The sequence below is a fragment of the Telluria sp. RT2P19 genome, assembly GCF_059685725.1.
The window spans coordinates 107519-132322 of sequence record NZ_JCASIL010000008.1 but is presented as its reverse complement, the minus strand read 5'-3'; the positions used below and the strand labels follow the sequence as shown (position 1 = coordinate 132322).

General features: G+C 60.7%; 16 protein-coding genes, 1 tRNA gene and 1 pseudogene. 11 read left to right on the top strand and 7 right to left on the bottom strand.

What is annotated here, in order from left to right; all coding sequences use genetic code 11:
- Position 1 precedes the first annotated feature (1 nt).
- From AC56KW_RS12290 to AC56KW_RS12275, 4 genes are read left to right on the top strand one after another with little or no spacing between them, the layout of a single operon-like run.
- Complete coding sequence (locus AC56KW_RS12290) at positions 2-1051, top strand: GNAT family N-acetyltransferase (protein ID WP_497171012.1); 1050 nt, start codon at positions 2-4, stop codon at positions 1049-1051.
- Positions 1042-1290, top strand: a complete 249-nt coding sequence (locus AC56KW_RS12285) for an acyl carrier protein (RefSeq protein ID WP_497171011.1) — start codon at positions 1042-1044, stop codon at positions 1288-1290. The genes AC56KW_RS12290 and AC56KW_RS12285 overlap by 10 nt, the downstream gene beginning before the upstream one ends.
- A complete protein-coding gene (locus AC56KW_RS12280; protein WP_497171010.1) occupies positions 1287-2135 on the top strand; it encodes a hydrolase 2, exosortase A system-associated in 849 nt (282 codons plus the stop codon). The genes AC56KW_RS12285 and AC56KW_RS12280 overlap by 4 nt, the downstream gene beginning before the upstream one ends.
- The gene (locus tag AC56KW_RS12275; protein ID WP_497171009.1) at positions 2125-2961 is read left to right on the top strand and encodes a hydrolase 1, exosortase A system-associated; all 837 of its coding nucleotides are present in this window, start codon (positions 2125-2127) and stop codon (positions 2959-2961) included. The genes AC56KW_RS12280 and AC56KW_RS12275 overlap by 11 nt, the downstream gene beginning before the upstream one ends.
- 57 nt (positions 2962-3018) lie before the next feature.
- Here the strand turns inward: AC56KW_RS12275 and AC56KW_RS12270 are convergent, their stop codons facing one another.
- Genes AC56KW_RS12270 through AC56KW_RS12255 form a run of 4 tightly spaced genes read right to left on the bottom strand, consistent with a single transcriptional unit; the run spans position 3019 to position 9380 of the window.
- Complete coding sequence (locus AC56KW_RS12270; RefSeq protein WP_497171008.1) at positions 3019-4476, bottom strand: right-handed parallel beta-helix repeat-containing protein; 1458 nt, start codon at positions 4474-4476, stop codon at positions 3019-3021.
- Entirely contained in the window at positions 4476-5834 is a 1359-nt protein-coding gene (prsR, locus tag AC56KW_RS12265) for a PEP-CTERM-box response regulator transcription factor (RefSeq protein WP_497171007.1), read from the bottom strand. Before prsR ends, AC56KW_RS12270 begins: the two co-directional genes overlap by 1 nt.
- Positions 5835-5847: 13 nt before the next feature.
- Positions 5848-7983 (bottom strand): XrtA/PEP-CTERM system histidine kinase PrsK, encoded by a 2136-nt coding sequence (prsK, locus tag AC56KW_RS12260; RefSeq protein WP_497171081.1) that lies wholly within the window; start codon positions 7981-7983, stop codon positions 5848-5850.
- The gene (locus AC56KW_RS12255; RefSeq protein ID WP_497171006.1) at positions 7983-9380 is read right to left on the bottom strand and encodes a TIGR03013 family XrtA/PEP-CTERM system glycosyltransferase; all 1398 of its coding nucleotides are present in this window, start codon (positions 9378-9380) and stop codon (positions 7983-7985) included. The genes prsK and AC56KW_RS12255 overlap by 1 nt, the downstream gene beginning before the upstream one ends.
- A 614-nt stretch (positions 9381-9994) precedes the next feature.
- Between AC56KW_RS12255 and AC56KW_RS12250 the strand changes: the two genes are divergently transcribed.
- The 4 genes from AC56KW_RS12250 (at position 9995) to AC56KW_RS12235 (ending at position 16050) form a co-directional block, all read left to right on the top strand.
- Positions 9995-10960, top strand: coding sequence for a hypothetical protein (locus tag AC56KW_RS12250; protein ID WP_497171005.1), 966 nt, complete (start codon positions 9995-9997; stop codon positions 10958-10960).
- 47 nt (positions 10961-11007) lie between these two features.
- Positions 11008-12188 (top strand): IS3 family transposase gene (locus AC56KW_RS12245; protein WP_497171004.1). Its coding sequence is split into 2 segments (ribosomal slippage): positions 11008-11275 and positions 11275-12188, totalling 1182 coding nucleotides; the frame shifts between segments, so codons are not numbered across the junction.
- 212 nt (positions 12189-12400) lie between these two features.
- Positions 12401-14422, top strand: coding sequence for a phospholipase D-like domain-containing protein (locus AC56KW_RS12240; RefSeq protein ID WP_497171003.1), 2022 nt, complete (start codon positions 12401-12403; stop codon positions 14420-14422).
- Positions 14423-14430: 8 nt separating this feature from the next.
- Positions 14431-16050 (top strand): tetratricopeptide repeat protein, encoded by a 1620-nt coding sequence (locus AC56KW_RS12235; RefSeq protein WP_497171002.1) that lies wholly within the window; start codon positions 14431-14433, stop codon positions 16048-16050.
- 265 nt (positions 16051-16315) lie between these two features.
- Here the strand turns inward: AC56KW_RS12235 and AC56KW_RS12230 are convergent.
- A pseudogene (locus AC56KW_RS12230) lies at positions 16316-17441 on the bottom strand (IS3 family transposase).
- A gap of 196 nt (positions 17442-17637) precedes the next feature.
- Between AC56KW_RS12230 and AC56KW_RS12225 the strand changes: the two are divergent.
- Positions 17638-18045, top strand: a complete 408-nt coding sequence (locus AC56KW_RS12225; protein ID WP_497171001.1) for a hypothetical protein — start codon at positions 17638-17640, stop codon at positions 18043-18045.
- 285 nt (positions 18046-18330) lie between these two features.
- On the opposite strand, the gene AC56KW_RS12220 is transcribed toward AC56KW_RS12225, so the two are convergent.
- Positions 18331-18406, bottom strand: a tRNA-Arg gene (locus tag AC56KW_RS12220).
- Between the two features lie 195 nt (positions 18407-18601).
- Between AC56KW_RS12220 and AC56KW_RS12215 the strand changes: the two genes are divergently transcribed.
- Both AC56KW_RS12215 and AC56KW_RS12210 read left to right on the top strand, forming a co-directional pair.
- Positions 18602-19486 carry a c-type cytochrome gene (locus tag AC56KW_RS12215; RefSeq protein WP_497171000.1) on the top strand — a complete coding sequence of 295 codons (885 nt, stop codon included), beginning with the start codon at positions 18602-18604 and terminating at the stop codon, positions 19484-19486.
- 260 nt (positions 19487-19746) lie between these two features.
- On the top strand, positions 19747-21972 hold the full coding sequence (locus tag AC56KW_RS12210) for a hypothetical protein (protein ID WP_497170999.1): 2226 nt from the start codon (positions 19747-19749) through the stop codon (positions 21970-21972).
- A 696-nt stretch (positions 21973-22668) separates the two neighbouring features.
- Here AC56KW_RS12210 and AC56KW_RS12205 read toward each other — a convergent pair.
- Positions 22669-24738: a M13 family metallopeptidase gene (locus tag AC56KW_RS12205; protein ID WP_497170998.1), complete on the bottom strand. Its 2070-nt coding sequence runs from the start codon at positions 24736-24738 to the stop codon at positions 22669-22671.
- Between the last annotated feature and the right edge of the window lie 66 nt (positions 24739-24804).

Below are 24804 nucleotides of genomic sequence, written 5' to 3'. Positions count from 1 at the left end.
CATGAACTGGACGATCATACCCGCACGCCGTTTTCCCGAATTCGCCGACCGTTGGCAGATCCTGCATGCGCAAGGAAGCGCGTCGCCCCTGCTGGCATCGGAGTTCGCCGGCGCGCTGCTGGACCATTTCGCCACCGGCCGCGAGTTGCTGGCGCTGCATGGCATGCCCGATCGGCCGGATGCAATGGCGCTGCTGGCGCCGTCTGGCGCCGGCCGCTGGCAAACCTTCCAGCCGGCCCAGGCGCCGATCGGCCTGTGGCTGCAGCGCCCGGACGCCGATACCGCGGCGCTGGCGCGTGCGCTGCTGGCGCGCCTGCCTGGCCTCGGACTGGTGCTCGGCCTGACGCAATGCGACCCCGAACTGCAGGCGCGTCCGGCCGACGGCCCGCATATCCGCACACTGGACTACATCGACACGGCGCGCATCAGCATCGAGCGGCCATTCGAGGAGTACTGGCAGGAGCGCGGCAAGAACCTGCGTTCCAACCTGAAGAAACAGCGTGCACGCCTTGAGCGCGACGGCGTCGGCGTCACCCTCGACGTGCTGCGTGATCGACTGGACATGGCCGGCGCGGTGGCTGACTATGCACGGCTCGAAAGCGCGGGATGGAAAGCCGACAGGGGCACCGCCGTGGGCGCCGCGGATGCCCAGGGCCGCTTCTACCGCGCCCTGCTCGAGGCATTCTGCCAGCGCGGCGCCGGCGTTGTATACCGCTATCGCTTCAACGAACGTCCGGTGGCCGTCGACTTGTGCGTCGAGGGTGCGGACAGCATCGTGGTGCTCAAGACCACGTACGATGAAACGGTAGCGCAGTCGCTGTCGCCAGCGCTCCTGATGCGCGAGCAGGCCTGCCGCCAGCTCTTCGGCGAGCGCCGCCTGCGGCGTATCGAATTCTATGGCAAGGTGATGGACTGGCACCTGCGCTGGACGGATGAGGTCCGGACGCTCTACCATCTTAATACCTACCGCTGGCCAGTCCTGCGCAACTGGCATGGCCGGCTGCAGGCGCGGCCGGCATGCACTCCATCGAAAGAACAACCATGTACCTGAACCAAGTCAAGACCATCGTCGTCGACACCCTGGGACTGACCGGCGCCGGCGCCGCACTGACGCCCGACTCGCCGCTGCTGGGCAGCCTGCCCGAACTCGATTCGATGGGCGTCGTCAGCCTGATCGGCGCACTCGAAGAGCATTTCGGCATCGCGATCGACGATGACGAGATCAGCGCCAGCACGTTCGCGACCCTGGACAGCCTGGCTGCATTCGTCCAAGAAAAACACGACGCATGATATTGCCCCAGGCTGCGCCCGAAGCGTTCTTCCTGGAAGTCGGCACGAGCGTCCGGTTCTGCCTTTACCATCCGCCCGCGACAATCGAACGCGGCACGGTGCTGTACGTGCATCCCTTTGCCGAAGAAATGAACCGCGCGCGCCGCATGGCCGCGCTGCAAAGCCGCGCGCTGGCGCAACAAGGCTACGGCGTGCTGCAGCTCGACCTGCACGGTTGCGGCGACAGCAGCGACGATTTCGCCGACGCGCGCTGGGAGACCTGGCTGGACGACCTGGCCGCGGGTAGCGCCTGGCTGGCGCAGCGCAGTGCGGCGCCGCTGACGCTGTGGGGCATGCGCCTGGGGGCGGCGCTGGCGCTGGATTTCACGCGCCAGGCCACGGGCTCGCGCCATGCGCCGGCGGCCCTGGTGTTATGGCAGCCAGTACTTGCTGGCCGCGCCTATCTCAACGGCTTGCTGCGTCTGCGCCTGGCCAGCGACATGCTCACTGGCGCGGGCGGCGTCAGTACCGCCGACCTGCGTGCCGACATGGAGCGCGGCGCGACGCTCGAGATCGGCGGCTACGAGCTGCACCCCCGGCTGGCCGCGGCAATCGACACGCTCGATGGCGAGCGCCTGGCGCCGGGAGGCATACCGGTTCACTGGCTGGAACTCGCCGCATCGAGCGAGCGCCCGATGGCGCCGGCGACGCAGGCCACCGCCGCCGCCTGGCGCGCCAACGGCACGCTGCTGCGTCTGCGCCAGGTGACCGGGCCGGCATTCTGGAACATGCAGGAAAGCGCCGACTGCCCGGCACTGATCGAGGCCACCCTGGCCACCCTGCAGGAGGCAAGCGATGCATTATGAAGAGCGGGCGATCTGCTTCCCGTGCGAAGGCGAGCACCTGATTGGCGTGGCCACGCTGCCACATGAAGCCGGTCCGCGCGGTGTCCTGGTCGTTGTCGGCGGCCGGCAATACAGGGCTGGCAGCCACCGCCAGTTCACCCTGCTAGCACGCGCACTGGCGCTGCGCGGCATCGCCGTCATGCGCTTCGACCTGCGCGGCATGGGCGACAGCGGCGGTGCGCCACGCGTCTTCGACGATACCGGCGCCGACCTGCGCAGTGCGATCGATGCATTCCTGCGCATCGCGCCCATGGTGCGCGAGGTCGTCCTATGGGGTTTGTGCGACGGCGCCACCGGCAGCGCCCTGTATGCCGAGCGCGACCAGCGCGTGCGCGGCCTGGTGCTGCTCAACCCTTGGGTTCGCACCGAGGATGGCGCCGCCCGCGCCACCCTGAAACACTACTACGGCGCACGCCTGCTCGATCCCGATGTCTGGCGCCGCATCGTGCGCGGGCAGCTCAACCCCCTGGCCAGTCTCGCCTCATTGCTCGCGCTGGCGCGCCGCGCACTGGGCACCGTACCCGAACAACGCGGCGAGACCGGATTACCCGCACGGTTGCATACCGCCCTTGCGCGCTTCGACGGTCCGGTCCTGTTACTGCTGGCAGGCGCCGACCTGACTGCCTGCGAATTCGAGGACCTGGCCGCAACCGGCCCCTGGCCTGTCCTGCTGGCAAGTCCACGCTTCACGCGGCACAGGCTCGACGAGGCCGACCATACGTTTTCGCGCCGCGCCTGGCGCGACCAGGTCGCCGCATGGACTGCCGACTGGACGCGCGCATGGTGAAGCGGGGGCTGGTCGCCGGATCCGTTGGCAGTGCGCGGGCGCAGCGCCGGATGCCGTTCAGTTGGCGGCCATACCTGCTTCGGTGACGGCTGGACGCGCATCCGGCATGGCGCGACAGGGACCGAAATCCTCGAACGCGCCATAAGCGGGTCGTCCGGCGCGCGGCGCACCGCACAGGTCAGGCCGGGCGGTCGCGGTGGCCAGGCCCGGTGCTTCGGCCCGCCAGCCCAGATCTGCGCTCTCCCAGTCGCGGAACAGGCCGCGCACCGGGTGGGCGCCAATATAGGGCCACAGCAGCGACGTCGCGTGATTATCCGTCAGGCGCACGACGCCACCATTGCGGCTGCGGATCGGCCCCTCGACCAGGTTGCCGCCGATGTCGGCGCTGCTGGTCGGGTAACGCACGTCGATCCCGGCCGTATCGACCACGGTATTGTGGCTGATCTCGCTGGCGGCCGCGCTGTTCAGGTAGATCCCGGCGTCGGAACACGATGCGACCAGGTTGTCGCGGATGACGCCGTCCTGCTGTTCGACGATGCAGCGGCCATCCCGACAATACGCCTGTCCCGTGCCCCCACCGCCGAGCGACATGCCGACCCGTTGTCCGGGATGGCCGCGCAAGCGCTGCTCGCACCAGAATATATTGCGCTCGAAGACATTGCCCTTCCCGGCGCCCTTGGCGAAAGCACCATAGCTGATGCGGTCGCCCCCAGACTTGATGAAGTCCGTGACCAGGTTGGCGCGAAAGATCCAGCCGCTCGCGGCGACCAAGTCGATCGGCGTGACCGGATTGGCGGTATCGCGTGGACGGCTATTTCTCAGCGTATTACCTTCCACCAGACCCCGATCCGGGAACATGCCGCGGTTGCCATTGACCTTGATGTGGGCATTGAAGTCGATGAGGGTATTGTTCACGGCGGCAAAGCCGACTCCCTTGCCGACCACGTGGAAGGCATGCTCGCAATGGTCATCGATATGGCATACGCCGCGCAGCACCAGGTTCTCGAACCGCCAATATGGCGCTTCGACCAACACGCCTTCGCTGGTATCGAATTCCAGGGTCACGCTACCGGGCACAGGTGCACGCACCGTCACCGGGGCGCCGGAAGTCCCTGGTCGGTTGGCCACCAGCGGCCGGTCGAATCGGTAGGTACCTGGTGCAAAGGTGATCACATCGCCAGCCAGGGCAGCGGCGAAGGCCTGGTATGCCCCGTCCTCGTCGGACACGAGTTTCATGGCGCCGGCGCCGTCGCCGACCGCGCGCGCCTGGGCGCCAAGTGCGAGCGCAGGCAGTTCGACGGGCGTTGTTCCCCGGTCCATGCTGCGCAGCGTTCTGCCCACCCAGCTTCCACTACCGGTAATCAGGGGGTTATGCCCGCTGCTCCGTTGTTCGATGTAGGGCGCCAATGAGCGCGGCATGTATCCGAGATGCAGCAGCAGCCAGGCGGCGGCACCCGCAGCCAGCAGCATGAGCACCGCTGCCGCCACGCCCACGCGCAGCAACAGGCGAGACATCAGGAAGCCTTGATGCCGTGACGCGCCATCAGGTCGTACAAGGTCGGACGGCTGACCCCCAGCACTTCGGACGCCTTGACGATATTGCCGTCGACCCGGGCCAGCGCCTTGACGATCGCCTTGTACTCGGCCTCGTCGCGCACCTGCCGCAGGTTGATCGGCTGTTCCTCGGCGCCCTCGCCCGGCAGGCCGAGGTCGTCGGCCATGATGGTATTGCCGTCGGCCATGATCACGGCGCGCTTGATGTAGTTTTCCATTTCGCGCACGTTGCCAGGCCAGCCATAGGCTTCGATGGCGGCGATTGCCTCCGGCGCGAAGTTGAGCGCGGCCCGCCCTTCCTGGGCGCAGAACTTGTTCTTGAAGTGGTGGGCCAGCAGGGCCGCATCGCCTTCGCGCACGCGCAGCGGCGGAATCGTGACTACGATTTCGGACAAGCGATAGTACAAGTCTTCACGGAAGCGCCCCTGTGCGCACAACTCCTTGAGCTTCTGGTGGGTCGCACAGACGATGCGCACGTCGACCGGGATCTCCTCGTGGCCGCCGATGCGCTCGATCACGCGCTCTTGCAGGAAGCGCAGCAGCTTGGCCTGCAGCGGCATCGGCAGGTCGCCGACTTCGTCGAGGAAGAAGGTGCCGCCGTGGGCCAGTTCGACCTTGCCCTTGGTTTGCTTGGCGGCGCCGGTGAAGGCGCCCTTTTCGTAGCCGAACAATTCGCTCTCGAGCAGGTTCTCGGGGATCGCGGCGCAGTTGATCGCCATGAAGCGCCCCTTGGCGCGCGGCGACAACTGGTGGATGGCGCGCGCCAGCACTTCCTTGCCGGTGCCGGACTCACCCAGCACCATCACCGAGGCCGAGGTCGGCGACACTTTCTCGATGGTCCGGCAGACCTTGAGCATGCCAGGATCGCGCGTGATCACGCCACCCAGTGGCGAGTCGGCGCCGGCCTGCTGCATGCGGCGGTTTTCCTGCTGCAGGTTGTGCAGGTAGAAGGCGCGCTCGATCACCAGGTTCAACACCTCGGAATCGACCGGCTTGTGGTGGAAGTCATAGGCGCCCATGCCGATCGCCTTGACCGCATTGCCGTGGTCCTGGTTGCCGGTCAGGACGATCACGCGCGTGTCCGGCGCGAGCGCCAGGATCTGCTGCAGGGTCGCCAGGCCCTCGGTCGAGCCGTCCGGATCGGGCGGCAGGCCCAGGTCCATCGTCACCACCGCTGGTTCGTGGCGGCGAATCTGGGCCAGCGCTGCCTCGCGGTCGCCGGCGACCGCGACGTCATAGGCATCCAGGCTCCAGCGCAATTGCTTCTGCAGGCCCGGGTCGTCTTCGATGATCAAGAGTTTTGGTTTGTTCGCTGTCACGGTATTCCTGGTGTTAAGCGGCCTTTGGGGCCAACTGCGTTTCTTGTCGATACGGCGGCAGCACGATGCAGAAGGTCGTGCCCTTGCCCGGCTCGCTCTTCACGTCGAGCCGACCACCCAGTTCATGAATATACTCGCGGCTTTCGAATACGCCGATCCCCATGCCGGCCGACTTGGTCGAATCGAAGGGCTTGAACAGGCGCTCGCGGATGAATTCCTCGCTCATGCCCTCGCCGGTATCGGTAATCTCGACCAGCGCGCCGGCCGCCGTTTCGGCGACACGCACCTCGACCTGGCCGCTCTTCGGTGTCGCTTCGATCGCATTCTGGATCAGGTGGCCGACCACGCGCTCGAGGCGTTCGCGCTCGGCCAGCACGCGCAGGCCCGGCGTCTCCAGCCGCAGGCGCGGGTGAGGTTCGAACGCGCCTTTCAGCGCCAGCGCCTGGCGCACCACCTCGTCGACGACCAGCGCCACCGGTCGTTCCTGGGCATTCGTCGTGCGGCTGAGCTTTTGGAGCAGCAGCTTCATCTTCTGCACCGAGAAATCGATCGTTTCCAGCATATCGGCCTGGAATTCGGGATTGTCCTTGTGGCGCGCGGCGTTCGCATTCATCAGCGACAGCTGGGCCACCAGGTTCTTGAGATCGTGCACCACGAAGGTCGACATGCGGTTGAACGACTCGAACTGGCGCGCCACCAGCAGCGCTTCGGAGGCTTCCTGCTGCGCCAGGTGGGCCGCGGCCTGGCTGCCGGCCACGCCGAGCAGGTCGATAATTTCCCAGTTCAGCTTGATCGGACTGCGCGCCTCCTGCAACACCACGAAGCCGCACAGGCGACCGTGCATGATCAAGGGTACCACCAGCCAGGCACGCGGATAATACTGCAGCCAGGTCGGCAACGTCATCGCATCGTATTTTTCGGGGCTGCTCTCGTACTCGTTCAGGTCGACCACCCACTGGCTCGACTCCAGGAACGAGGCGAACGGCGAATCGGCCGATTCGGTGGCGCCCAGTACCGGCATCTGCCAGTGCGCATGCGGTTCGAAGCCGCCCGCTTCGCGCCGCTGCCATAGTACCCCGCCCGGGCTTTCGACCAGCGTCGCCAGCGCCTCGATTACGCGCTGGCCGAGGTCCGGCCCGGGCTTCGAAAGAGTGCGGGTGAAACGCATCCACTCTTCGCGGTAGTCGTAGTTATACCGATAAAAATGCTTGCTGATGAATACTTTGAGCCAGGCCCGGAAGGTGCCCGAGAACAGGATGCTGCCCAGCAGGATCACGGTGCCGAACAGGAAGGTCACCTGCATGACCATGCCCCAGTCGCCACCGACCAGACGCAGGTAATAGCCGGCGAAACCCATCGCCAGCAGGTACACGGCCGAGCCGAACAGCGCGGCGGAATGGAATACCGCCCGACGCGACAAGGCCAGCGGCGAGGTCCATGACCGGCTGCGCCCTAGCGAAATCGCCAGCAGCGGCACGATCAGCGAATTGACTAGGCCCCGGGCAGCCCAGATATTCGGATTGACTTCACGGAACAGCATGGCGTGGCTGTACAGGTAGAAGTCATACGCGAAGATACTGCCGACGCCGAGGCAAGCAAACTTGATGGCCCAGCGCTGCTGGAGTGAACGGCTGCGGTACACCTGCTCGACCAGCAACATGCCCCAGATCGCCATGCCGACCCGTGCCACCACCGGCACCAGGCTCTGTTCGCGCAGCAAACCCAGGCTCCAGTAGCCGGTGACGTTCGCCACGAGGCACAGCAGGTAGGCCAGTACGGCCAGCGCCAGGCCCGGGCGCAAACCGAACGGCAGGCGGCTCCCCGGCGCGAACCAGTTGCCCAGCAGCGCCAGCATGAACAGCGACCATCCGGCGCTGCGCAGGATCTCGAAGCCGTCGGTCAGGCTCGACCACAAGTAGCCGTTGCTGGCCTCCAGCGCCGACGCCGAACCCCACAGCACGGTAATCAGGGCGGCCACGCCCAGCATCGTGCGCGGCATCCCATCGCGGCTGCGCAGCAACGGGATGCACAGGACCGCGAAGCATGTTGCCGCCAATGCATGGCTATAGATGACGATACTGCTCAACGTGGCGACGTCCATGGGAACGGGTAGTTGTGCCGGCGGCGACGCCGCCAGCAGGAGTGGCATCAACGGCCGCTGCGGAACAGGACGACCTTGAGCGTGTTTATCAAGATCAGGATGTCAAGGAACAGGCTGTTGTTCTTGACGTAGTAGAGATCGTACTGGAGTTTTTGCAGGGCGTCTTCAGCCGAGGAACCGTAGCCGTAGCGCACCTGGGCCCAACCCGTGATGCCTGGTTTGACGCTGTGGCGCACATTGTAGTACGGCACTACTTCGATCAGCTGTTCGACGAAATACGGCCGCTCGGGGCGTGGGCCGACGAAGGACATCTCTCCCTTGAATACATTGAGAATCTGCGGCAATTCATCGATCCGGGTCTTGCGCATGAAATTACCGACACGGGTGACGCGTGGATCGTTCTGCGCGGCCCATTGCGGCTTGCCGTTTTTCTCGGCATCGGCGCGCATCGAACGGAATTTATGCACATAGAAGGTCTTGCCATCCTTACCCACGCGCTCCTGCGAATAGAAGACCGGCCCGCGGTCTTCCAGCCACACGGCGATCGCCGCTGCCAGCATCAGCGGGAAGGTCAGCAGGAGGATCAGGATACTGCACATGAGGTCGAAGCTGCGCTTCATGAAGGTGCGTACAAAGCTCTGGTCGAAACCGCCGCCGAACACCAGCCAGGAAGGCTGCAGGGAATCGACCCGGATCTGGCAGGTCTCGCGTTCGAAGAAGGTGGCGGCATCGGTGACCTTGATGCCCTGCAGCTTGCAGTCCAGCAGTTCCTTGATCGGGAAGCCCCCGCGACGATTCTGGACGGATACCACGATCTCGCTCACATGATGCTTGCGTGCGAGACTGACCAGGGAATCGCCGTCACGCACTGTCAACAAATTAGTCGACGGAACACACAGCTCTTCGCTCGCATTCGGAATGAAGCCAGCAATCTTGTATTTATGATAGCGCGACTGACGAGTGGCCAATTCGCTGCATTCTTTCGCCAGCGGTCCGCCGCCCAGGAACATGATCCGCGATTGCAGCAGCTTGGCTTCCGATGTCTTGAAGAACACCATTCGGGCGATAAAGATCCCGCAACCGGCCAACCCAAACACGACCAGCATCGTGCCACGGCCAAGATACAGTTCCGGCGCCATATAGAACACCAGTGCAAGAATCCCGAAGCCCATCAGGAACGAGGGCATCAGCTTCATGAAAAACGGATGACGCAGGCCCTCGTCAAAGTCGAGCTGGTACATGCCCATTGCACTCATGCTGAAAATGATCGCCGCGGCGAAGGCGAACGCGGACGTAAACAGGTGATCGAAATTGAGCGTTGCGTCCCCGTATTCCATCATGCGCAGCGCCACGCCGACGTAAGCGGCGCCCAACAGTACTAGTACTTCGACGAACAGTAATACGAATACGATCTTCGATACGTAGTGATTGGAGATTCTAAACACGATCAGCCTCCGGGCTTCTTCTTACTTTTTGGGGTGTACACGTTGCTGCGCTTTACGATTCAGATCGTGGAGGTACGGCCAGCGCTTGTGCCAGTCCGGCCTCGACGCGCTGGCCGACTGACAGGCGCGCAAAACCTCGCCAATGGCTGGGTGTGCATTACGCGCGTGGTCGTGGTGCAAACGAAAGGCAAAACGGCAACCCATCATCGACCTGCCGCGGCAACGAAGTCATGTGAGCTCACACGTAAATTCCCTAGAGTATCAAATTTTGCAATTATACTAAGATAGCTTATCATGGAAACTTAGTCAGCCTCAACAAAAGACGAGCAGCTTTGTAGAAGGCTAACAACAGTTAGTCAACAATATTACTATTTTGCCATCTTTTGCGACGTCCTGTTGACGCATGCGTGGCGAGCGCAATGGGCTAAGTTCCTGTGCGATAACAGCAGGTTTCGACACATCACAGGCCTGACTATAGTGCTGCCGTGATACTAGCATTTTCTGTTAGACAATTTTCTTGTAGAAATCAATCGTGCGAAGCAGTAGCTCACACTATATGATGTCACTATGCCTAGTATACATTGATTGCAATTCTCACAACCACAAGCGTGCTCATGTCAATTCCTCCTCCTGTCTGGTCTGTCGCGATCATCGCATCGCGTGAAAATCTCGCGACACTTGGATCCTGTATTCAAGCGGCGAGGGCAGCGTGCGCCAATCACCCTGCATGCATCGATGTGTTGATCAACGGCAATGCAGCCTTGGCACGTGATGCGGCGGAACAGGTCAATGAGTGGGCAACCTCTGACTGCGACATCCGTATCTGGTCGATTGCGCAGGGTGACAAGGCGCATGCATGGAATGAATATGTCCATCGAATCTGGACGCCAGGCACCACAGCATTTTTCCTGGATGCCTATGCGCAAGCGCGGCCCGACGCCTTTGTCAATCTCGATATTGCCTTGCAGCGCCCAGGCATCCTCGCCGCGACAGGCGTTCCGACCAGTGGACGGTCTGCACAACAGCTGCGCGAGCAAATGCTTCATGGCGGGGGGTTTCACGGCAATATGCACGCCATCGGTTCCACCGCCATGGCGCGCCTGAAGACCATTGGCTTTCGCCTGCCTTTGGGCCTGTATCGAACCGATTCATTGATCGGTTCGGTACTGTCGTTCGACCTCCACCCGGAACGAGGCTGGGACCCGAAACGCATTGCAGTGGTAGCAGATGCGACCTGGGATGTGCCAGGCATTGAAGCATTGACGTTCCGTAATGTGATGAGCCAGTTGAAGCGTATGGTGCGTCAGGCCCGCGGCCATGTGGAAAATCGTGCCGCACGTGAGCACTTGGCGATACGATTGCAAGCGCCTGAAACGATGCCGCGTACAAGCGAGGAGTTGATATTCAACTGGATTGCTTGTCAACCGGAACAGGCGCGAGAACTCTTCCGGCGCAACCCGCTCAGCTTTTACGCGATAAAAAAAATGCGCCCTGCCCGTGACTGGTCATTGGCGGATGCATTACCGACCTGTCTTGCAGCCGTGTGCAATGAGTCGGTCAGGCCGACTGAGGTACTCTGATTTTTTCGGACACTCTTGTTTGGTAAAGTTCACCAACAGGAGCCTTTATGAAGACATTGAAAAAGACGTACACCCCGGAACTCAAGGAAGAAGCCGTGAAGCTGGTGCTGGCGCAGGGCCTGTCCATTGAGCAGGCGGCGGCACGCGTCAGCATTCCAAAAGGGACGCTGGCCAATTGGGTGGCCGCAGCCAAACGCGGGCCGGCGGTAACAGCAGCACCTGGAAGCCGCTCCGTGGCCGAGCTGGAAGCGGAGAACGCGAAGTTGCGCAAGCAGCTGGCCCAAGCAGAGATGGAGCGGGACATCGTAAAAAAAGCGGCGGCGTACTTTGCGCAGGAGTCGCTGCCAAGTACGCGTGGATAAAGGCAATGCGACTCGAGTTTCCTGACTATTCTGTGCAACTGATGTGCAAGATATTGGACGTCTCGCGCAGCGGCTATTACGACTCGCTGCGGGCCAAGCCATCGACACGCAAGCAGGAAGACGCCCGGTTGAAAATCCTGATCACGGCAGTGCATCGGCAGACTCGTGAGACCTACGGGGTGCCGCGGATTAAACGGGAGCTTGCTGCACAGGGCCATGAGGTTGGTCGCGACCGTGTTCGCCGCCTGCGCCAGGAGCTCAATCTGCGCTGCAAGCAGCGGCGCAAATTCATCGCCACGACGAATTCGAACCACAACCTTCCAGTAGCTGAGAACCTGCTGGAACAGCGGTTCGCGCCGAGCCGCCCCAACGAAGTATGGGTGACGGACATCACCTATATTCCCACTGCCGAAGGCTGGCTTTACCTGGCCGGCGTGAAGGACGTTTTTACCTGCGAGATCGTCGGCTACGCGATGGGCGAGCGCATGACGCAGGAACTGACAACGCAGGCCTTGTGGCGCGCCGTGAGCCACAAGCGGCCGGCGCCAGGGCTGATCCATCATTCTGACCGTGGAAGCCAATACTGCGCCCATGCCTATCAGGAGTTGGTGGCGCAATTCGGCATGCGCGCGTCGATGTCGCGCCGTGGGAACTGCTATGACAACGCGCCGATGGAGAGCTTCTGGGGCACGCTGAAGAATGAGCTTGTCCATCATCGCCGCTATGCCACCCGTCTTGAAGCCAAGGCATCGATTCAGGAATACATCGAGATTTTCTATAACCGACAGCGGCGTCATTCCCGCATCGGCTTTGTTCCGCCAGCGTTGTTCGCCGAATCCTTCAGCGAACAGCCGCGGGCGGCTTAAGACAAGCGTGTCCGTTATTGACAGTACACCTCATACACGGTCGAGCTGGCGAACGGCGACAAGTGCGACCTGAAAGCCTGGGAGAGGTTTGATCCCAAGGACAAAGCCCTGTACCGCGAGCAGCTCCTCTCGAATGAGGGAGCACGCGCACTAGACGGATCGGCGGAAGGCCGTACCTATTCCTGACAGATGCGAACAGAACAGGAAACCTCATGAGCTCTGAAAAATTTCTACGAACCGAAAAAGTTCACATCGACGAAGTCAGCTGCAAAGCCACAAGCACCATCCAATGGTTCGCGGAAGACAAGAACAAAAAAGGGGAAGTCACCCATCCCATCACGCACAACAACAAACTCACACTTCATGTTTGTGGAAAAGATGGTTTTGCCGCTATCGCCAAAGACATCAAAGAAGCGAAGGAAAGTATTGATTTGGTGTGCTGGGGTTTCGACCCCGGAATGGAGCTGACGCGAAATGGCTATACCTGGCCGCGGGCCGAAACCTATGGCGATCTCCTGATCGCGGCGGGGAGGCGCGGTGTACGCGTTCGCCTGCTGGTCTGGTATAGCTGGATCGGCGGTAAGAAACAGAAACACATGCCGGGCCACACCCATGACAAGAACCCTTGGCGGATTCAGTCAAGCGATCTCGAAGTCCAAAAAATCAATGCAAAGGCCAGCCTGCAACTGATACGCGAGCATGCGCGGGAGAACCGTCATAAAAAGGAGTGGAACGTCTCGGGCGGCAAACTTGCGGCAATGGCGAGAGAGGAGTATTGCTGCAGCTGGTACAAAGCAGCATTCGCTGGGCGGCTGCAAGGCATCAGCATACGTCTGCGCGATGGAGACTGCGACAAGAACGAAGCATCTCTCGCCCGTGAGCAGACGCAACTCGGTGGTGTCGAGAATTACTTGATGGAGCATCACGGAACCCATCACCAGAAGCCGATACTGATCGATTTCGCCTACAAGCAAGGAGAAAAAGCTGTCGGTTACGTGATGGGATTGAATTCGTTGACCAGCTATTGGGACACCGAAGAGCATGCCGTCGAGAATCCGCTACGCGAGCAGGGTGGCGACAAGACGCTAAAAGAGAAAACGCAAGGTGTGGACAGCTTGCATGATTTCGAGACGCAAAAGCCCTACCGCGACTACGCCTGCCGCATCGACGGCGGCCGGGCATTGATACCGCTTCACGAAAATTTTGAAAGTGCTTGGGAACGTGCCGGCGGTGCCAAAACGAAGCGGTACGTGTGCAGCGCACCGCCTCCCGCCTTGTTACGCAAGGCAGCACGCGGCGACTCGACGGTGCAGATCGTCCGCACCCAGCCCGAGGAAGACGACTTCACGATCAAGGACATCTACTTCAATGCAACCCGCGTCGCCGCCGGTGGGACGGGTTACCTGTACCTCGAGAACCAGTATTTCCAGTACGAGGAGTGGGCTAAACACTTGTTGGAAGTCCGCAAGAAGGTGATCGCCGGGTGGAATCGCAACTGCGCGAAAATTGGCAAGGGCCCCGAAGACATCCCGATCATGCACGTCTTCGTCGTCATTCCGGCCCCGGAAGCGGCGGAGATGATTCCACGCACCTACGAGACCCTTGCTCCGCTGGGGCAACAGGACGGTTTGAAAGGGCAGGTCGAGATGATCGACAAGTTCAACGGGGTCAACAAGGCTAGGCAACCGGAGTCGAAGCAGTTCGACTTCAAAGGTTCAGGAGGCCAGCGGGCGACGTTGCCTGAGGTTGTCAGGGCTGCGAACAGAATCATCAAGCCTTCCGAGCTAATCCTTGAGGAAACATACGGCCTGCGGGTGTGCGTCGCCGTGCTCAACGCCTGCGAGTTTAACCAAGCGCGGCGCCAATGGCGCTATCGGGAAATCTACATCCATTCCAAGTTGCTGTTGATCGACGACGGCTTTTTAACGCTCGGTAGTGCCAACCTGAACCAGCGCAGCATGGCCGCGGACAGCGAGATCAACCTCGCCACGAACGACCCGCAGCACGCGGCCGACCTACGAAAGCGAATTTGGACGCAGCTCGCGACCAAAGAAAACGACGGCGGAAACGCTACGCCACAGGAAATCGCAAAAACCTTCAAGGATTGGGTAAAGCTCATGAATCTAAACAAGGACAGACAAAAGGCACTCTCAAGCGATTCAGCAGACAAAAAGATGGAGGGCTTCATCGTCCCGCTATCGGACGGTCGGAGCTCGATCGCACGACATGGGTAGATTGAGCCATGCGTACTTCTGCCGCTTCTTCGCCACAGCGTCGCCACAGTGCAGCGACCTTACTCATCACGCTTTTTCTTCTGACGGCCTGCGACATGGACAAGACCAAGATTCTCCCCCACATGCAAGAACTGGCGCCCTTCGATCCGCACATTGCCTCGTTCGACTGCCAGACCGAAGCGAGCAAGGTGCCGCCGATCGATGCTCAGGCCGATGACTGGTTCCTCGAGGCGCGCGCGCTGGAAGACGGTACGACTTACGTCGACGACCGCGACTATAAAAGAATCGTCAAGCTGACCCGCCAGGCCGCCGAACGGCATCATTGGAAGGCAATGCTGAACCTGGCCAGCCTGTACCTAGAACGGCACGATCCGCCGCATGGCGAGAGCGAGGCAGTGGCGCTGATGTGGCAGGCCATAGACCTCGGTATCCCGGCCGCCTATGACCGGATGGGCACCTATTATCTTAACGGCACGGGCGTCAGCGCCAGTGCCGACCGCGCCTATGCCTACTTCCAGAAAGCGGCTCAGATGGGCAGCCCGCAGGCAATGGCCTTCCTCGGCGAGAAGATGGACGCCGGCGCGGACGGCCTAAAGCCGGGCTATTGGGGCAACATCCCGATCGCGATCAAGATGTTCGAGTGCGCGCTCGCCCAAGGATACGGCCCGGCCGCAGTGGAAATGGAACCCATGTTTGCGGTTCCCAGAGCGCCTGACGGAATGCAAATTGGAAAGCGAACTCCGGAAACCCTTGATCGGGTGATGCGCGCCTTGCACGAGGGCGTGAAAGGAGGCTGCGCGTTCTGCGCAAACAACCTGGCGAGTGAGTTCGACCGCCCGAGGAACTTGGCAAACATGTTTGTACCTTTCATCGACAAGGCACGCGGTCAACGCTACGACATGCTTGGTGACGCGCTCAGTTTCAATCCCGACCGCCGCTTCCCCAACCTCGACAAGATCCTGCCCCTGCCGCCGGCCACCCTGCCACCCTGGGACGGCAAACGCGAAAGCCTGCTTGCCGCGGCCATGGCCGTCGTGCCCGCGCCGAGCACCGTGGCACCGACCGAAGCCTCGCTCAGGAAGGGCCGCTACTTCCTTGACAGCGCCTATGTGTTCCGGCCGATCAAGGAAACGACCAATGCCCTGCAGGCGCCAGTTGCTGGCTACTGGCAACCGACACCGCCACAGGAAGCAGCCGAAGTGCGCACTTTTCTGGCTAGCATCGCGCCCGGTCTTTACGGCAAGGGCGAAGCGTTCGAGCAACCGCGCCTTTCGGACGGCATGGGGTCGAAAGCCATCGAAGGCATCGTCTGGCAACGTGTGCTCACCATGCGTAACGACGGTGGCGCGGTCGCGCCGCGTACGGCGCTCAGGCTGTCGCGGCTAGTCGCACGCCTGGCACCGCCCGTGGAATGCGCCGGCAACAAGGCCTGTCCAACCACGGGTACGTGGCAGCCATGGCTTGCACCGGGTCATCCGCTGGAACAGGAAGTCAACCAGGCCTGGCGGCAGCGCTGGCTGGCGGCCGGACAACCTTTCCCCGACCCGAAACGCGACTGGATGCTTCCGCTGGACAGTGCCGACTTGAAGTGGCATTTGCTGGAGACGGAGCCTCCAGCGGACAAATAGTGTCACGCTGCAGGTAGTAAATGCTTGAACAACATGGCTGAGGAGTGGAGATGTGGAAAGTTATCCTGCCTTTCATTGTCCTCCTTATGCTTATATTAGCTATGCCGCTGCTTCCTAGCACTAGCTGCTCTGTAAATTGGCTTGATAGTGATCTGCAAAGGATCGAGTGAATCGCCACGAGTTTTCTAGACACTCGCGAGCTGCTGGAAATACTGCTTGATCTGCTTGGATTCTATGGACACTTTGGACCTGAGAATCTGGTCGGTTAATGGCCTATTTCCGGCCCTCCAGAAACCGCGCTCCCAGCGAAAGCCGTCGGGGTTTGGCCTTTGAGAGCCATGTGAGGCCGAATCTCATTGTAGTCAATGCGCCATGCCTCCACGACCGACTGGACCTCGGCCAGAGAAGTAAACCAGTGAACGTTAAGGCATTCATCACGTAGCGATCCGTTGAAGGTTTCGATGAATCAGTTGTCGGTCGGCGTGCCGGGCCGGCTGAAATCGATCTTGGTCTGACGGTGGTAGGCCCACAGGTCCAGCATCTGTCCTGAAAATTCGCTGCCGTTGTCAACAAACAGGCATTTCGGTGCCGTGCGTTTTGCAATAATCCGGTTTAGTGTAGCGACAACGTCTTCCCCGCGCAGGCGATGGCCGGCCACGATGGCCAAGCACTCTCGGCTGTAAATGTCGATGATCGTCAGCAGTCGTATTTTCGTTCCGTCTGCGAGTTGGTCCGCTACAAAATCCATGCTCCATGCGTCGTTCGCCTGACGTGGCTGCATGCGCGCCTGGCGGGCTACCGCGCTCTTGCGCCGCTTCTTGCGCCAGGCACGCAACTGCAGCTGCTCCAGGCAGTACCAGCGGTAGGTCTGATTGACTCCCAGCTGGAAGCCCTCTCGCTTGAGCAGTACGTGCAGACGCCGATAGCCCCAACGCACGCGTACCTGGGCCAGCTCGCGCAAGCGCTGGCGCTGGCGCTGGCGCTGGCGCAGTTCCAGCTTGGAATCCTTCTTGCTCGACAATACTGCGTGCTACGCACTTGCTTGATCAGCCGGCAGGCCCGCGCCAGTTTCAATCCATAGTGATCGATGATGTAATCGACCACCTCACGCTTCAGCGCAGGCCGCCCCACTTTTTTGATGCGACGTCCTGCAAGATCGCTTTGTCCAGACTCAGCTCAGCTACTAATTTCTTCAGCCATGTATTCTCGTCCTGCAAAATCTTGAGCTCCCGCACGCCTTCGGATTGCATGCCGCCGTACTGCTTCTTCCAGCGGTAAAACGTCTGCTCAGAAATGCCAAGCTGCCGGACAATGTCGCCGACCGCGATGCCCAGTTCAGCCTGCTTCAAGACCGATACGATCTGTTCGGCTGGAAAATGTTTGCGCTTCATGGCCAAGTCCTCCCGCAAAGGAATTATTGACCAAAAACTCGCGTCCGAAAGTGTCTAGTTCTGCCAATGCAGATCATTCCTGCGTCTGGATAAAGGTGTCGACCCGGTCGCATTCGAACACGTCTGGCGGGCCACTGCGGATTACGGCCTTGCAGCGAATTGGTCGCAACCTGGCCTCTGGTTCTACGGCGAGCGCTTGGTTTGCGACCTGCTCGGCTTCGGCAACGCAAGCGCGCTGACCCGGCTGCATCCAGGCGCGGCCCTGCGGATGAAGGATCTCTACGAACGCTGGGCGGTCGTGCACTTGGCCCGCGACGAAGAATGCGTTACCCGTTTCTGCCACTTCTTGACGACAGAGTTTGGCGGCACACTTCGTCTTGACGGGCTTCGCTGGCTTGCCGCCATGCTGAAGGAACGAGAACCTTGCAGTCACTGGTACCGCGAGGGTATGGGCGACGCATTAGCGGAGCTGGTGGCGGTGGTATTGAGTTACGACGCACAAGCCCTGTCGCAACACACTGAGGCGCGGCAGGCGCTTGTCGATAGGTGCTGCACTTGCAGCTATGAACATCCCAGTCGCCCTGGCTCTACAAGAGCACATTAAGCAGCTAAGATAGCGGCCGAGAACAAGGTTGACGTGGTTGGCGTAACGTTCGCCACCCCAAACTCAATCTCTACAATTGGGCTGCTAGTCGCAACAGGCAGCCGGCCAAGAGCGCACCTTGTCATCAAAGGATTCTTCGGCCGAGCTAGAAAACGTCCAAGAAAACAGCTCGCGCAAGTGAAGTTAAATGGCTGAATTGGGGTACACAGCGGGTACACCAAGTAATCGAAGAGCTGAACTTCAGGGAGCCTACGCTTGGAGAATCACGTAAGTCTTTGATTTGAGTGGCGCGGCTGGCGGGGATCGAACCCACGACCCTTGGCTTCGGAGGCCAATACTCTATCCACTGAGCTACAGCCGCGAGGACCACTAACGTGCGCAAGGATACAGTTTTTCGGGCTGCAAGTCCATGCAAAATCGTTTCAATAGCGAGATTTCAAGTTACAAATAGCAAGTTTTGAGCCTATAATCGGCCACTTGCTACATTGACTGCAGTCAAAATTTCCAGCAAAGTTCAGAGCGTGAGACCCGGTTTTTTTAATAACTTAAGGAAATCATGAGCGACGTACATCACGAACAAGAATCATTAATTCGGACACCGAAACAACTTATCGTCGCCGTAACAGGGTTTTTCCTGATTATCGTTATCGGCATTATCCTACTTGTCACCTTCGTCACTAGCGCGCGCCTGACCGGTGCGGGCAGTGATGGTCAAAATGCGGAAGCAATTGCAGAGCGTGTACGTCCGGTTGCCGAAAATGGTTTCAGCCTTGTCGATGTCAATGCACCGAGAATATTGCAGGCTGGTGGAGCGGTATATGCCGCGGTGTGCGCGGCATGCCACGATAGCGGCGCTGCCGGTGCGCCCAAGACTGGTGACATCGCAGGTTGGAAAACGCGCCTTGCCCAAGGATATGATGTGTTGACGAAGCATGCGATTGCGGGCTTGGGAGCCATGCCGCCGAAAGGGGGGAATCCGGACCTCGATGACATCGAAGTGGCGCGGGCAGTCGCATTCATGACCAACAAAAGCGGTGCCAGCTTCAAGGAGCCGGATGCGCCCGTTGCTTCTACTGTAGAAGGCGCCGCCGCGCCTGCGCCGGGATCAGCTGTTACGGCGGCGCCGGCGGCGCCAACGGCGACGCCGTCATCTGCAGCAGTATCGGCGTCTGCTCCCACGGTCACCGAGCAGGCTACAGGCAAGAAAATCTATGATGCGGCGTGCGTTGCCTGCCATGGGGCTGGCATTGCCGGTGCGCCGAAGCTTGCCGATGCATCAGCCTGGGCTGCGCGTGTCAAGCAAGGCAGCGACGTTCTCTACGAACACGCAATCAAAGGGTTCCAGGGTCAGACCGGCTTTATGCCACCCAAAGGCGGATCCAGCGCTGCGGATGCCGACATCAAAGCAGCAGTCGATTATATGGTATCAACTTTGAAATAGGTTTTGTCCCAATATCAACACCCGCCGCGAGGCGGGTTTTTTTTTGCCTCGGCTTATCAATAAATAATAAGAATATTTCAAGATTTCGATTTCCAGGCAAATAATATTCATTGAATATACGCTAATTTTGTGTTGTATTTGGCGAAAATTCTGTCCGGAAAGTTTAATTCCACTGGGAATTTATTTTCCTTTGGCGTAATCTTCAGTTTCTCAGTTGATCGACAATCTTGATCACAGCAACTCCAGACAAGACATCCACCATGAAAGTTTCCATGTATTCTATGACTTCCCGCGCCCTGCTTAGTACGCTGTGTGGCGCAGTCCTGGCTGCCTGCGGCGGCGGTGGGACCCAAGATCCAGCGGTGACCTCCGGTGCCGAGAGCAGCGTTGCTGCGAAAGTCGTTGTCGGCCGCGGCAATGTTGGTAACACGCCTGCACCGGTCAAGCCGGGCACGCCAACCCCGACGCCTCCGGTGACTGGCGCAGCAATCACCAGCGTCCAGCTCGAAAATACCAGTGCAGCTGCCGCCCAGAAGAATGTCCCGGTCACGTTCGGCCAGATCTTCGCACCAGGCCATCTTGCCAAGGGCGCAGGTCTGGTAGGCCGTCTCGAAGATGGTTCAACCCTCCCGCTCCAGGTCGATGTCAAGGCCAGCCACGCGGATGGCACGGTGCGTCACGCGATCATCTCGGCCGTCGTGCCAGCCTTGAACGCGGGCCAGGTACGTACGCTGCAATTGGTGTCGACCAGCGCCGCGACGACGCCGGCCACTGTATCGGCAAGCCAACTGCTGGCCAGCGGCTTCACCGCCTCGGTAAGCGCGAAGCTCGCGGGCGTTGTCTATCAGGCTTCTGCCGACCAACTGCTCAAGGCCGGCAAGAGCAGCACCTGGCTGGCTGGCGCATCCGCCAATGAATGGCATGTATCCGCGCCACTGATGACGAGCGCAGGCGTTGCCCACCCACACCTGCAAGCACGCTTCGCGATCCGCTGGTATCCATCAAGCGCCAAAGCGCGTGTCGACGTCATCCTGGAAAACAACTGGGCGTATGAAGCTGCGCCACAAAACTTTACTTACGATGCGCAAGTCCTGGTGGGCGGCAAGCCAGTCTATACCCAGGCAAGTCTGACGCACATGCACCATGCCCGCTGGCGCCAGTTGTTCTGGTACGGTGGCGACGAGCCGCAGGTGAATGTCAAACTCGATCCTGCCTACCTGATCGCTTCACGCGCGCTTCCTAACTATGACCCGACGTTGAAAATTCAGGAAGCGACGCTGGCCAATCTGGATGCGTCCTGGCACAACTCGAACACCAAGCCGATGGGCAATGGCTTGGCGCTCGCCTATATGCCGGCAACTGGCGGCCGCGAAGATATCGGCCTGCTGCCAACCTGGAATGCGCTGTACCTGTTGACGATGGACAAGCGTGCACGGAACGCGGCACTCGGCACGGCGAACCTGGCAGGCAGCTGGTCCATGCACTATCGTGACAAGAACACCGGTCAGCCGGTCAGCTTGATCGACTATCCTTACATGACGCTCGTTGGCAACCCGGGTGATACCTGGAACCCTGCAACGGACAAGCACGAGTGGTTCCCGAGCTGCCCAAGCAGAGAAGCATGCGCCACGCCACTGGTCGAGGATGTTTCGCACCAGCCAGGTTTTGCATACCTTCCATACATGGTCACTGGCGACCATTACTACCTGGAAGAACTGCAGTTCTGGGGTATGTATAACGTGTTCAATTCGAATCCGGGTTATCGTCAGAACGTCAAAGGTCTTTTGGCACCAGAGCAGGTTCGCGGCCAGGCATGGGCACTGCGTACGTTGGCGCAAGTCTCGTATATCACGCCGGACGCCGATCGCCTGAAAGCACACTTCAACCAGATTCTCGACCATAATCTTGACTGGTACAACGCTGAATATGTCACCAACCCTAACGCCAATAAGCTTGGCGCCATCGTCAACGGTTATGCGCTGGTCTATCAGAGTGGCACCGCTCTGGCGCCGTGGATGGATGACTTCTTCACCGCGGCCGTTGGCCATGCTGCCGAACTCGGCTATACCAAGGCAGCCCCGTTGCTGAAGTGGAAAGCGAAGTTCCCGATTGCACGAATGAACGGTGACGGCGCTTGCTATATCCATGGCGCGATGTATGCGATGACGTTCCGCGACAGTGACTCCAGCCCGTTCTATACCACGATTGCCGAGGCATTCAAGAAATCGGACTTCTCTGATGCGCCAAAGTTCGCTAACCTCGGTTGCGGTACTGCCCAACAAGCTTCGGCGCTCCAGTTGCAGGTTGGTGAAATGACCGGCTACTCGAGTGCGACGGCGGGTTACCCATCGAATATGCAGCCTGCCCTGGCGATGAGTGCGGATGCCGCTGGCGCCGAAGGCAAGAAGGCCTGGGCCACGTTCATGTCGCGTAGTGTCAAGCCTGACTACAGCACCGCGCCACAGTTCGCCATCGTTCCACGCTAAGTCTTCTTCTGACTTACCCGGCCGCGCTCAGCGCGGCCTTTTTTTTGTGCGCTGTCGGCATTGGCTGCCGATGCCTCCCGAGAGTTGGGAAAATGGGCAACGCCAGCCGGACCAGAAACCGACTCGGCAGTTCAAGGCTCATCCACAGCCGCCAGGGACCGCACATCGGGATAGGGGCAGTCAGCATGCTGACTGCCCCCTCCCAACCACCCGGCATGCGGGTCCGCACCGGGCGGTTCGAGCAGTTGAGGTTAAGTGAGACGAGGCATGCCAAGACGGTCTTAGTAGGCAATCGTCAACACGTTGTTCAGGGCGAGTCGGCTGTTGCGCCACCAGCGACGGCCGTTTCCCGCCACCAATAGAGCCACCTTCGGGCTCGCCCCCGGCTTCAGCAGCTCCCGGTAGATTGTCGAGCCACGTTTCCAGTGCTTGAGGTGTATTGGCCCGCTCGCCCTGCTCGGCAGCGCCTTGTATCCGGTTCTTGTCCATCGGCTCGCAGTTTCGATCCGTGCGCCATTGCATGCAATGGCTCCCCACGGTCGGTCACCCTTCCGCAGTTGCACTTCACTTCGCTCACTGTGGTCAGCTCGCGGCGGGACTTTCACCCACAAGAGTGCGCCCATGCTGGGCGCACCAATGAAAAGGGCCGCATCAAGCGGCCCTTTTCGTACCTCGATTATCGCTGATGACCGCTGATTACCAGATGATCACGCGATCCTTCGGCGCCAGGTACATCTTGTCGCCCGCCTTGACCCCGAACGCCTCATAGAAGCCAGGCTGGTTCTTCAGCGTGCCGTTGGCGCGGTACTGCGCCGGCGAATGCGGGTCGGTCTTGATCTGGGCGATCTGCGCCGGCTCGCGCATCTTGGTGCGCCACACCTGGCCCCAACCCATGTAGAAGCGCTGGTCGCCGGTAAGACCGTCGATCACCGGAGCAGGCTTGCCCTTGAGCGAAATCTTGTAGGCTTTATAGGCGATCGCCAGGCCCGAGTTGTCGCCGATGTTCTCGCCCAGGGTCAGTTCGCCGTTGACGTTGTAGCCTTCGAGCGGGCTGAAGGCCGCGTACTGCGCGATCAGGGCCTTGGTCTTTTCGCCGAAGCGCTTGCCGTCTTCCTCGGTCCACCAGTTGCGCATATTGCCGTTGCCGTCGTACTGCGAGCCCTGGTCGTCGAAGCCGTGGCTGATCTCGTGGCCGATCACGGCGCCGATGCCGCCGTAGTTGACCGCGTCGTCGGCGTTGGCGTCGAAGAACGGTGGCTGCAGGATCGCGGCCGGGAACACGATCTCGTTCAGTTCCGGGTTGTAGTAGGCATTGACGGTCTGCGGCGTCATGCCCCACTCGTCGCGGTCGATCGGCTTGCCCAGCTTGTTCAGTTCGCGGTTGTATTCCACTTCGCGCGAACGCATCACGTTGCCGACCAGGTCGTCGCGCTTCACGGTAAGCGCCGCGTAATCCTTCCACTTGTTCGGGTAGCCGATCTTCGGCGTGAACTTGGCCAGCTTGTCCTGCGCCTCCTTCTTGGTCGCGGGGCTCATCCAGTCCAGGGTGTCGATCGATTCCTTGTAGGCCGCCAGCAGGTTGTTGACCAGGACTTCCATATGCGCCTTGCGCTCGGCCGGGAAATGCTTGGCCACGTACAGCTTGCCGACCGCGTCGCCCAGGCTGCCTTCCAGCGTCGAGACGCCGCGCTTCCAGCGCGGTTCCAGTTGCGGGATGCCGGCCAGGGTGGTGCCGTTGAAGGCGAAGCGCTGGTCGACGAAGGCCTTCGACAGGTAGTTGGCGTAGCCGTTCACGGTCTGGAATTGCAGGTAGGCTTTCCAGGTCTCGAGCGGCACGCGGTTGAGCACCTCGGTGAAGCCCTTCAGGTAGGTCGGCTGGCTGACGATCAGGTAGTCGGCCTTGCCCTGCAGGCCGGACGCCTTCAGCCACGCCTGCCAGTCATAACCGGGCGCCATGGCGGCCAGCTTGGACAGTTCGACCTTGTTGTAGGTCTTGATCGGGTCGCGGTTCTCGACCTTGGTCCACTGGACCTTGGCCAGCTCGGTTTCCAGGTCGACGATGGCCTTCGCATCCTTGGCGGCGTTCTTGCCGCCGGCCAGCGCCAGCATCTTCTCGACGTGCTGCTGGTACTTGGCGCGCGTGTCGGCCAGCTTGGCGTCGTCCAGTTTCAGGTAGTAGTCGCGGTCGGGCATGCCCAGGCCGGCCTGGTACAGGTCGGCCACGTACCTGGTCGAGTCCTTGGCGTCCTGGTGGATGAAGAACACGAACGGCACATTGACGCCGATGCGGCCCAGGTGGGCGAACATGGCGGGCAGTTCGGCCTTGCTCTTGACTGCGTTGATCTTGCCCAGTTCGCCCGCCAGCGGCTTGGCGCCCAATTGCTCGAGGCGCGCTTCGTCCATATAGCTGGCGTAGAAATCGCCGATCTTGCGCGCTTCGGTGCCGTTGGCCGCGCTCTTTTCCATCGCGGCCTTCTCGATGATCGCGCGCAGCTGCGGCAGCGTGTCGTCGCGCAACTGGTGGAAGGCGCCCCAGGTCGACTTGTCGGCCGGGATCTCGACCGACTTGAGCCATTTGCCGTTCAGGTGTTCGAAGAAGTCGTCCTGCGGACGCACGCCCGCTTCGATGTACTGGGTGGCGATGCCGGACGAGGCTCCTGCCTTGGCGGCGCTCGCGGTGGCGGCGGTGGCGGGGGCACCGGATTCGGCGTGCGCGAACGAAGCTACCAGCACGAGTGCTGCGGCGCTCAACAGATGTCGTTTCATGAATCTCTCTCTCTTGTTGTGAGTGCAATGCAAAACGGGCCGGCGCTCATGACGCCGGCCCGCTCG

Bases quoted from the DNA above. Each gene is read 5' to 3' on its own strand.
- AC56KW_RS12290 (WP_497171012.1), top strand. From the start codon at position 2: ATGAACTGGACGATCATACCCGCACGCCGTTTTCCCGAATTCGCCGAC.
- AC56KW_RS12285 (WP_497171011.1), top strand. From the start codon at position 1,042: ATGTACCTGAACCAAGTCAAGACCATCGTCGTCGACACCCTGGGACTG.
- AC56KW_RS12280 (WP_497171010.1), top strand. From the start codon at position 1,287: ATGATATTGCCCCAGGCTGCGCCCGAAGCGTTCTTCCTGGAAGTCGGC.
- AC56KW_RS12275 (WP_497171009.1), top strand. From the start codon at position 2,125: ATGCATTATGAAGAGCGGGCGATCTGCTTCCCGTGCGAAGGCGAGCAC.
- AC56KW_RS12270 (WP_497171008.1), bottom strand. From the start codon at position 4,476: ATGTCTCGCCTGTTGCTGCGCGTGGGCGTGGCGGCAGCGGTGCTCATG.
- prsK (WP_497171081.1), bottom strand. From the start codon at position 7,983: ATGCCACTCCTGCTGGCGGCGTCGCCGCCGGCACAACTACCCGTTCCC.
- AC56KW_RS12250 (WP_497171005.1), top strand. From the start codon at position 9,995: ATGTCAATTCCTCCTCCTGTCTGGTCTGTCGCGATCATCGCATCGCGT.
- AC56KW_RS12240 (WP_497171003.1), top strand. From the start codon at position 12,401: ATGAGCTCTGAAAAATTTCTACGAACCGAAAAAGTTCACATCGACGAA.
- AC56KW_RS12235 (WP_497171002.1), top strand. From the start codon at position 14,431: ATGCGTACTTCTGCCGCTTCTTCGCCACAGCGTCGCCACAGTGCAGCG.
- AC56KW_RS12215 (WP_497171000.1), top strand. From the start codon at position 18,602: ATGAGCGACGTACATCACGAACAAGAATCATTAATTCGGACACCGAAA.
- AC56KW_RS12210 (WP_497170999.1), top strand. From the start codon at position 19,747: ATGAAAGTTTCCATGTATTCTATGACTTCCCGCGCCCTGCTTAGTACG.
- AC56KW_RS12205 (WP_497170998.1), bottom strand. From the start codon at position 24,738: ATGAAACGACATCTGTTGAGCGCCGCAGCACTCGTGCTGGTAGCTTCG.